General features: G+C 55.1%; 9 protein-coding genes. 5 read left to right on the top strand and 4 right to left on the bottom strand.

Features of this window, described 5'->3' with window-relative positions:
- Positions 1-193 precede the first annotated feature (193 nt).
- On the top strand, positions 194-613 hold the full coding sequence (locus tag IQ273_RS25890) for a DUF1499 domain-containing protein (protein ID WP_228053877.1): 420 nt from the start codon (positions 194-196) through the stop codon (positions 611-613).
- Positions 614-644: 31 nt separating this feature from the next.
- Entirely contained in the window at positions 645-2,057 is a 1,413-nt protein-coding gene (locus IQ273_RS25885; RefSeq protein WP_194026023.1) for an NYN domain-containing protein, read from the top strand.
- Between the two features lie 24 nt (positions 2,058-2,081).
- Here IQ273_RS25885 and gmk read toward each other — a convergent pair whose 3' ends face one another.
- Entirely contained in the window at positions 2,082-2,702 is a 621-nt protein-coding gene (gmk, locus tag IQ273_RS25880) for a guanylate kinase (RefSeq protein ID WP_228053875.1), read from the bottom strand.
- Between the two features lie 82 nt (positions 2,703-2,784).
- Positions 2,785-3,516 (bottom strand): phycocyanobilin:ferredoxin oxidoreductase, encoded by a 732-nt coding sequence (locus IQ273_RS25875; RefSeq protein ID WP_194026022.1) that lies wholly within the window; start codon positions 3,514-3,516, stop codon positions 2,785-2,787.
- Between the two features lie 125 nt (positions 3,517-3,641).
- On the opposite strand from IQ273_RS25875, the gene IQ273_RS25870 reads away from it, so the two are divergent.
- A complete protein-coding gene (locus IQ273_RS25870; protein ID WP_194026021.1) occupies positions 3,642-4,742 on the top strand; it encodes an AI-2E family transporter in 1,101 nt (366 codons plus the stop codon).
- Positions 4,743-5,359: 617 nt separating this feature from the next.
- On the opposite strand, the gene IQ273_RS25865 is transcribed toward IQ273_RS25870, so the two are convergent.
- On the bottom strand, positions 5,360-5,530 hold the full coding sequence (locus IQ273_RS25865) for a hypothetical protein (protein WP_194026020.1): 171 nt from the start codon (positions 5,528-5,530) through the stop codon (positions 5,360-5,362).
- Between the two features lie 156 nt (positions 5,531-5,686).
- Between IQ273_RS25865 and IQ273_RS25860 the strand changes: the two genes are divergently transcribed.
- The gene (locus tag IQ273_RS25860) at positions 5,687-7,231 is read left to right on the top strand and encodes a lipopolysaccharide biosynthesis protein (protein ID WP_194026019.1); all 1,545 of its coding nucleotides are present in this window, start codon (positions 5,687-5,689) and stop codon (positions 7,229-7,231) included.
- Between the two features lie 185 nt (positions 7,232-7,416).
- Here IQ273_RS25860 and IQ273_RS25855 read toward each other — a convergent pair whose 3' ends face one another.
- Positions 7,417-8,622, bottom strand: coding sequence for a phosphoglycerate kinase (locus tag IQ273_RS25855; protein WP_194026018.1), 1,206 nt, complete (start codon positions 8,620-8,622; stop codon positions 7,417-7,419).
- A gap of 194 nt (positions 8,623-8,816) precedes the next feature.
- On the opposite strand from IQ273_RS25855, the gene IQ273_RS25850 reads away from it, so the two are divergent.
- Positions 8,817-9,224, top strand: coding sequence for a universal stress protein (locus tag IQ273_RS25850; protein WP_194026017.1), 408 nt, complete (start codon positions 8,817-8,819; stop codon positions 9,222-9,224).
- The last annotated feature ends 21 nt before the right edge of the window (positions 9,225-9,245 follow it).

Here is a 9,245-nt window from a genome sequence, read left to right as displayed (position 1 = left end):
GGTTAACCTCTGGCAGGGGGGTGGGGTTCGGAGCTAACTCATCTGCTTTATCCTACAAGAGAGCCACCTAAGGATTTGAACGTTCGTCATGCTGAGATCAGGTTTTCGCCTTGTGTTTGGGGTTGCTCTGGTTATGCTAACGTTGCTGGGCCATGCTAGCCCCAGCGCTGCTGTTTCTTTGGATACTAGTCCCATGGGCGCACTACCCTTTATTGGCAATATGGCGGGCGATCGCCCTACCAACCTGGGCGTTAAGGAGGGCAAGCTGACCCCCTGCCCTGATTCCCCCAACTGCGTCATCAGTCAGGGCAACACCGATGCCGAGCACGCGATCGCGCCGTTGGCCTTTAGTGGTGACCCAGCCGAGGCGATGGCTAAGCTGGCGACCGTGGTCAAAGCCATGCCTCGCACCACCGTGATCGAATCGACCGACAACTACCTCTATGCCGAGTTCGCCAGCAAGCTGATGGGCTTTGTAGACGATGTAGAGTTTTACCTCGACCCAGCCGAATCGGCGATTCAGGTCCGATCGGCCTCGCGGATGGGCAAGTCTGACCTGGGCGTCAACCGCCAGCGGGTAGAAGCCATTCGCCAAGAATTTCAGCCGTTGTAGTGGATGTAGCGTTTAACAGCTAGCGATCAGCATGACTCGTTCCCCCGAGTTGCCTAACCTAGACCTGTGTGAAGCGGTTGGTCAACTGCTTCACACAGCGCTGATGGTGGCTCAACATCAACATCCTCACATTTTGAGCGAGTCGGGTCGAAAATGGCTGCTTGCCAATTCGAACGAAGCGCAGATTCATAAAATTACGGCCCTGCTGGCAAAACAGGCTGATCTTCCAGCCTTAATCAAGGCGGTTGAGCACATTCTCGAACAGTTCTTTACTCCAGCTTTTCAAGGTTCCAAACCTCATCAAACAATTTTGCAGCGGGTTCAAACACTTGCCGCTAGATCAATTCAGTCCGATAGCCATCTCCCTCAGGCTCAGGCCGAGCCGACTCAGGCGCGGGGAGGTACTACCGAGTCTGCCAATTTTGCTGAATCAGGGCTTTTATTGGTGGATGCTGAAAATATGAGCCTGCCTGAAGCACTGGAAGATGCGTTGCAGAAGATTGGGCAATATCCGATTCGCTACCGGCTAGCCTTCGGCAACTGGCGTAAACTCGGCGATCGCGATCAGGCCCTTTACCGCAGGGGATATCAAATGGTACACGTCCCCTCCGGCAAAAACAGTGCCGATATCAAGATGTCGTTAGACGCCTTTTTAATCTCCCTCCGCAACCCATCGATTCGCGAGGTGTTTATCTGCTCTACAGATTCAGATTTGCTGCATCTGGGTCATGCTCTCCTCAGCCTCGGTATCACTCCCTATCGCGTTAGTGGCCGTGGTAATAACTTTGCCGTTCTAAATATTGGCACGCAAAAGAGGCAAGTCATTCGTGGTGCCACTGACTCAACCACGGTTGGGGTGCCGTCTTTGGTACAGATGGAGCGATCGCTAAAAAAGTTGATTTTGGAAGAGCAGCAGGCTAATCCAGGGCAGCCGATTACGCTGGGGCGATTGGGTACGCTCTTTCGCGATCGCAACCAAATCTCAGCCAGTCAAGCCCTGCAAACCTATGCCGACTATAGAAACCTAAAGCAGTTTCTAGAAGCCCACGACACCTTTGAACTCTTTCCTCTGGTCGACGGGGGGCAAATTGAGGTGCGACTAGCCACTCCTGAAGACCGCCCAACCAGTGCGACGCATTGGCCCGAGGCTGTGGCTGATCAGCCTTTGGCGGCCGCTACAGGCCAATCTATTGATGACACCAAGAGCTTAGAACAAGCTCTCATCAAGCTGTTGTGGAGTCTGTCTTCGCAGCAGTCTGGTGGTTCGATTCCCCTTTCTGTACTCAGCCTGCACTTTGCCCATACCCATCAAGAGTCACTCAGCCAGGTTCTCAAACGCCTGGGAGAACCCAAAGGGCTACCTAAGTTTTTGGCCAAATGCCAGGCCCTGCGCACCTACAAACAGGGCACAGACTGGCAGGTAGCCCTAGCCTGCGTTAGCTGAGCGCAGCGCCATTTTGTTGTGGCTCTAGTCCTTAAAAATAGCGTTTTCGAGCTGCTGAAGGGCGACCTCCAGGTCATCGTTAACAATTTGCTCGTCAAACTCTGAAGCGGCGTCAATCTCTACCTGGGCGCGCTGGAGTCGTCGCGCAATGGCCTCGTCGGCATCCTTACCGCGCAGGCGAATGCGGCTTTCTAGCTCTTCAATAGAGGGGGGCAGCACAAACAGCTGAAGGGCATTGGGGAAGGTTTCGCGCACCTGGCGAGCCCCCTCTAGCTCAATCTCCAAAATTACCCAGTGACCGGCTTCGATCGCCTGCATGACCGGGGTCTTGGGGGTGCCGTAGAAGTTGCCCGCAAACTCGGCCCACTCCAGCAGTTCGCCCCGCTCCACCATTTCTAGAAAGGCTTCACGGCTGACAAAGAAGTAGTCTTGGCCATCAACTTCGCCCGGTCGGGGCGATCGGGTAGTGGCCGATACCGACAGCTTGAGCATGGGGTAGCGGTGGCGCAGCGATCGCAGCAGTGTACCTTTACCCACCCCGCTGGGGCCTGTAAATACAATCAACCGGCCCAACCGGGGAGCCGCTAGATCCGGCGTTGTATCTAGGCTGAGGGTATTGAGTGGGGCGGGAGAGCTGACGGTCATAGCGATCGCTGAGTATGTACGACAGAGATTCTTATTCTAATTAACCCTCTACCATTGGACAGATGAAAGTCCGCCAATTAACCTAAGCTTCAGGTAGGTCAAACAGCACCGTGGTCATATAGCGCTCGGCCCAGGCTTCGCCAAAGGCTTTTTCGAGCACGCGTCGAGTTTTGTCATTCTTTTGCTGCTGCTCGCAGTAGTGACGCTGACCCGCCATTACCACCGCTGTTTGGTCTGTAATAGCCGGGGTCGCTACCGCTTGCTGGCAGTGCAGCGCTAAATACTGAGCAATCAAGTCGACAAAGGCCGTTTCTTCGTCAGCGCTAGCGGGGCGAATAAATCGGCAGTAGGGCGAAAAAATAGTGCCCCAGCCGGGCAGGTCGCGCTCTTCGGCAAAGTTTTGGGTTGGTAAAGCATCGAGGGCTGTCGTGTAGCCCTCGGGCAGTGTCCCGGTTACCGGCGAGAGATCGATAATGGCGGCGCTAATTTGCCCCCGCCCGCCGACCAGATCACAGCCAAACATAGGCAGGTTGTACTCAAGCCGGGGAAACATGACGCAGTGCAGAATGTCTAGATTTGCCCCCACCCGCGCCAGCTCCAGGTGGAGCTTGCGAAACTGAGGAGTTTGGTAGCACTGGTTTTCAATGGTGAGCCGTTCACCCTCCAAGCGACCCTCGATATAGCCCAAATCCTCCGGCAGGTGATATGGGGACAGGTCTAGGTACTGCTGCCAGGTAGCTTCGATGCGATCGGCCAGGCCCCGAATCATCGGGTGCTGCTGATCGCGCAGAGAAGTTGACGTTGGGCTCACCATAACACCCAGGAAAAACATGATAAGTTCCCAGCATACCAGCCAGGGTGGGGATACTAGAACTCTCTATCGCTATACCTAGCTACAATTTGGCCACACAGGTATCAAATATATAAGGTGCCATTGCCGTGAAGCTAACCGATTGGATTAACCTGGTCGCCCTGGGCATTGCCCTGGTGATCTTGTGGCAGTTTCGCCAGATTGCCTTACTGATTTTTGCGGCGGTGGTCATTACCGTTGCTCTCAACAGCATGGTGCGTTTCTTTTCGAGGATCTATGGCTGGCCCCGTCCGCGATCGGTGCTAGTGACTGGGGCATTAGTGCTGCTGGGCGGCATCATTTTTCTGGGTCTGGTGCTGCCTTTGTTTGTCAGCCAGTTTCAAGAGCTGCTGCTGCTTACCCCCAGGGGGTTTGAACAGTTAAACGTTTGGTTTGATACCTTTCAAGCTAACCCTCCCGACTGGTTTCCTGAGCAAGACTTGAGACTCATTCCGGGCTTGCCCGATTTGCTTCGCCAGGTCGCGTCTATCGGGTCTAGAGTATTTGGCAACTTTTTGACCTTCTTTTCGAGTTCGGTGGCCATTGTGCTGCAGGTGCTGCTGCTGGTCGTGCTTACCCTGATGATGTTGGCCAACCCGTCAGCTTATCGGCGCTTGCTGCTGCGGCTGTTTCCGTCGGGCTACCGCCGTCGCGCCGACGAAATTCTAGACAAGTGCGAGAAGTCTCTCATGTTCTGGCTGGGCGGGGTTGCCCTAAGCTCTATTTTTGTGGCCACCCTGAGCTTTACGGGTCTGGTGCTGCTGGGGGTACCCTACGCCTTTGCCCACGCCGTGCTGGCTGGGTTGTTTAACTTTATTCCTAACCTAGGGCCAACTCTGAGCGCGGTGTTTCCGGTGTTTGTGGCGCTACTGCAGTCACCGGGTACAGCACTAGCGGTTATTGCGCTTTACGTACTGATCCAAAATGTGGAGAGCTACTGGTTTTCGCCCATGGTGATGCAGAAGCAGGTGGATCTGCTGCCTGCCGCTACGCTAATTTCTCAAATCTTTTTTGCCACCTTTTTTGGGCCTGTAGGGCTGATTTTGGCCCTGCCCCTGGCGGTTGTTTGCAAAACCTGGATTGAGGAAGCCTGGATCATTGACGTGCTCGATCGCTCAGGCGATCGCGAGGTAGAGAATGTATCCAATGTTTCTCCCCTAGAGTATGAGCGATCGCAGCCCGACGTTTAAGGTACTGACTCAGCCAAGGTTGCTCCGCCAGGATCTAGCCTGATCCGCATCGCGCTCGTGCGGCCTACCGCTTTGATAAACATTTTGTCGATAAAGTTGGTATCGCGGCCAAATCAGTTAACCACTGGTGCGCACAACCCGGTGACTGGTGCATCTGGGCCTAACCTACTCTAGCTCCAAAGGGCCATTACCAAGTCCAAATCGGGATCCGGCGTTTTTTCATCGGTAAAACGCCACTTTTAGATTTGGAATTGGTTTCGTTGACGATCTTCAGAGACCGGCCACCGTTCTTGAACACAATAGTGGCCTGATTCTTAATTAAGATCTCATATTGAAATCATAAATTTTCCATGAAAATATCTAGAGTTCGCTAGCAGTTTCTGCATTGACTTCTTTAATATCTGTAGGAGAATGGTGAACTAGTCAGTATTTCTCCGGAGGCATTTTGACAGCCGTGAAGAGATTAGATTACCCATTAGACCGTTCGTTTGCTAACCGGTTTCTTCTCTAAGTTGGGGCACTAACTACAGGTCAGTGATCGTCAGGGCAGCATGACAAGACTGCTTTAGTTCATGGATATCTCTAAATGGCGGCAGCTTCGACCAGACCTTCAAGTGTTATCCCGGTTTACAGCGGCGGCGCAGCCTTTCGGCCATATCTAGCGAACATTCTCTACGGCTTGCTACCGCTCCACGAAGTAATTGTTGCTGACGGCGCTGCTGGCCGCCAAAAATATCTTGAGAGAAAACTACGGTCTGTAGGATGCGAATGTGGAGCGCTCTCACCATGAGAATGTTACTGACGAGGAGTGGACTAAGCTGCGACAAATCTCTACGGAGTAAGTGCCGATGGCTCAACCTCTACCGTCGGTTGCCTAGGCTAGCGGCAGGTGAGCACGGCAGCTCAATTAATGTGTTTTCCTAAGGCAACCCGATTTTATCGTTATGGCTATACGTCAGCGGCAGCCAACTTCTCACGACCTGAATTTTAGTGCCTCGCAGGCTTATCTTCAGCAGCGATCGCTGCAATCGAGCCTAATTACCTTTGGCTCGCAGCCGCTCAAGCTGCTGATTGGCATTGGCACTACCTCGATTTTGGCTCGCTTGCTCACTCCGGCAGATTTTGGCCTGGTGGCTATGGCTCTACCCTGGTTTGCCCTCGTGGAAAGCGTCAACTCGCTGGGGTTGGGGACGGCCATGGTGCAGCGATCGCACCTAGACCACCAGCAGGCCAGCATCATCTTTTGGCTTTCCTTTGGCATTAACACCCTGCTGATGATCGGGCTGCTGCTGTCGGCACCTGCTTTCGCCTGGTTCTACCAGGAACCCCGGCTCATTCTAATTATTCCAGTCATGGCCCTGGGCATGGCCAGCCTGTTCATGTCGTTTCAGCACCAGTCGCTGTTGGCCAGGCAGATGCGTTTTGGCATACTCACCCTGATTGAGGTGGGGAGCCTGGCCTTAGGGGCAGGGGTAGCGCTGGTCGCCGCAAGGGGCGGCTGGAGCTACTGGGCCTTGGTGTTACAGCTGGTGACCTATCAGGTGACCCAGAGCTTGAGTTATTGGGTGGCCTGTCGCTGGCGACCTGCCGGGTTCAAAACCCTGGTTCAGCTGAGCCAAGAGACCCGTCACGATACCGGCAAGATGTTGTCCTACGGAGCGAACCTGAGTGGCTTTCACCTGATCAACCGGGTGGGGATGGAAATGGATCGGGTGCTGGTGGGCTATTTCAATGGAGCCAGCGCCCTGGGCCTTTACTCGGTCGCTTATAACTGGGCCTACTTTCCCTTTAATCAGGTGTATTTGCCGCTGATCAACGTGGCGATTTCTAGCCTCAGTCGAGCAGCCGGTGAGGTTAACCAATACCGCAGCCAAAGCCGACAGATTTTGATTTTGATGTTTGGCCTTTGTTTGCCTGCTCTGGCCTTTTTAGGCGTGTCTGGGGACCAGCTGCTGCTGCTGCTGCTGGGCGATCAGTGGATTGACTCGTTCCCGATTTTTCGGGTGCTGGTGCTGTCGGTGTTTGTCAGTGGCTTTTACCGGGTGACGAAGTGGATTTATCTGTCGACTGGGCAAACCCACCGCCAGCTGAGATGGAGCACGCTACACACGCCGGTGGTCGTGGCCGCCGCCGCCATCGGCACCTACTGGGGGCCATTAGGGGTGGCCTGGGGCGTTACCGTGGCGTCGCTGGTGCTGACCTACCCTGCGATCGCATTCTGTCTTCATAAAACCCCCCTCACGATGGGAGATTTTGTTGGCGCAGTATGGCGACCCACAGTTGCGTCGCTCGCCGCCGCCGGTCTTCTGGTAGCAGGTGAGATGTGGCTGGGCTTCCCCGCCAATGCTGGGCTATACCTGGTGCTAAGCGCGACCCTTTTTGGCGGTGCCTACGCCAGTAGCTTCATTCTTTTGCCCGGAGGGTGGCAGGAGGTGCGTAATGCCTATCAAGCGTTGCACCTGCTGGCCTCAAAGCGGGCTGATCGTTAGGCGATCGGCCCAGGTCGCTGTCCATAAAAAAAGGGATGGAGGATTGATCCTCCATCCCTCTTGAGCCTCAATTTGAGTCCGCACTGTTGCGGTGGTCCGGTGGCTGAGTGCAATGCCTCTACCAGAGGATTCCGCCTGTCAACGTGTGCTAACTAAATCAACTGCTGCAATATCAGGCTGCTGGCCTAGGCGTCATCGAGGGCCGCGATGCCGGGCAGCTCTTTGCCTTCGAGCAGTTCCAGACTAGCGCCGCCGCCGGTCGAAATGTGGCTCATTTTCTCGGCCACACCCACTTTTTCAACCGCTGCCACCGAGTCGCCGCCGCCAATGATGGTGGTAACGCCCTGATCGGTGAGTTCGGCTAGGGTATGGGCGATCGCCTCGGTGCCCGCCGCAAACTTATCAAACTCGAACACGCCCATGGGGCCATTCCAGATCACCGACTTGCACTGCTTCAGCGCGTCCTGGAATACTTTGATTGAGTCGGGGCCAATATCCAGCCCCATCCAGCCATCGGGAATCGCCTCAACGCTGACGGTTTGGGCGTTAGCATCAGGGGCAAAATTGTCGGCCAGCACCACGTCAGTGGGCAGCAGCAGGTCTACGCCCTTTTCCTTGGCCTTGGCTTCTAGAGATTTGGCTAGCTCTAGCTTGTCTTCTTCCACCAGCGACTTGCCCACATTGAGGCCGCGTGCCTTGTAGAAGGTGAAGATCATACCGCCGCCGATCAGCAGCTTGTCAACCTTGTCGAGCAGGGTCTCGATCACGCCGATTTTGCTGGAGACTTTGGAGCCGCCAATAATGGCCGCCAGGGGCTTTTTGGGGTTTTCGATTGCCGCCTGAAGGTACTGCAGCTCTTTCTCGATCAGGTAGCCTGCCACCGAGGGGCTAAGGTACTTGGTCACACCCTCAGTCGAGGCGTGGGCGCGGTGGGCGGTGCCAAAGGCATCGTTCACGTACAGGTCGGCGTTGGCGGCCAGCTGCTTGGCAAACTCGGGGTCGTTGGCTTCTTCACCCGCATAAAAACGCACATTTTCGAGCAGGGCTACCTGGCCATTTTCCATTGCACCCACGGCATTGGCCACGTCATCGCCAATACAGTCGTCGCACTTGATTACCTCTTGGCCCAGCAGCTCGCCCAGGCGCTTGGCCACGGGGGTAAGGCGCATGCTGTCGACCACCTGGCCCTTGGGACGACCAAAGTGACTAGTCAAAATGACCTTTGCCCCTTTGCCCGTCAAATCTTGAATGGTGGGCAGGGCGGCCCGAATGCGGGTGTCGTCGGTAATGGCACCCTGGTCGTCGAGGGGTACGTTGAAGTCGGCGCGCACCAGCACCCGCTTACCCGAAATGTCAGCTGCCGACAGGCTCGCCACCGATTTTTTAGTCACTGTAAAATACCTCCTAAAACGGGTTAAGACTCTGCATTTATTACGTTATGCAGCGCACGGGTGGCAGCGGCCTCAACCTTGACTAAGGTAGATTTGAGGCGAGTGATGCAGCTCAACCCAGGGGCTGTGTCTGTCGTAATATTTACGTATGGTCGCCCTCATTTTACCGGAGTGTGAGTTCCCTTCGATACGCCATGTTCAAGACGGTTTTATTTCCCATCGACATGAGTTCTGAGGCGCAGCAGGCGGCTCCCAAGGTAGCGGAACTGGTCAAACTGCACCAGAGTCGGCTGGTTTTGCTGTCGGTGGTTGAACCTAGTACCCCCGAAAACCCTCAGCCTGCCGGGCAGTCGTCGCCCGAGGCCGTGGCGCAGCTGCTAGGCAAAGCCAAAGACCTGTTTTCTGCCCAGGCAATTGCGGCCGACGTGGTGGAGCGAGAAGGGCAGCCCGCCTTTGTCATCTGCGATGTAGCCGACGATCTCAACGCCGATCTAATTGTGATGGGCTGCCGAGGCGTGGGCCTGATTGAAGACGTGCAGAACGAAAGCGTGACCATGCGGGTGATTAACCTATCGCCCTGCCCAGTGCTGATTATTCCTTAGGTGGGTGGATGGGTTGGCGGG

The sequence above is a fragment of the Nodosilinea sp. LEGE 07298 genome (genome assembly GCF_015207265.1).
Taxonomy (GTDB): domain Bacteria; phylum Cyanobacteriota; class Cyanobacteriia; order Phormidesmidales; family Phormidesmidaceae; genus Nodosilinea.
This window is presented reverse-complemented; position numbering and strand designations above follow the sequence as displayed.

Bases quoted from the DNA above. Each gene is read 5' to 3' on its own strand.
- IQ273_RS25875 (WP_194026022.1), bottom strand. From the start codon at position 3,516: ATGGTGAGCCCAACGTCAACTTCTCTGCGCGATCAGCAGCACCCGATG.
- IQ273_RS25885 (WP_194026023.1), top strand. From the start codon at position 645: ATGACTCGTTCCCCCGAGTTGCCTAACCTAGACCTGTGTGAAGCGGTT.
- IQ273_RS25860 (WP_194026019.1), top strand. From the start codon at position 5,687: ATGGCTATACGTCAGCGGCAGCCAACTTCTCACGACCTGAATTTTAGT.
- IQ273_RS25890 (WP_228053877.1), top strand. From the start codon at position 194: ATGGGCGCACTACCCTTTATTGGCAATATGGCGGGCGATCGCCCTACC.
- IQ273_RS25850 (WP_194026017.1), top strand. From the start codon at position 8,817: ATGTTCAAGACGGTTTTATTTCCCATCGACATGAGTTCTGAGGCGCAG.
- IQ273_RS25865 (WP_194026020.1), bottom strand. From the start codon at position 5,530: ATGGTGAGAGCGCTCCACATTCGCATCCTACAGACCGTAGTTTTCTCT.
- gmk (WP_228053875.1), bottom strand. From the start codon at position 2,702: ATGACCGTCAGCTCTCCCGCCCCACTCAATACCCTCAGCCTAGATACA.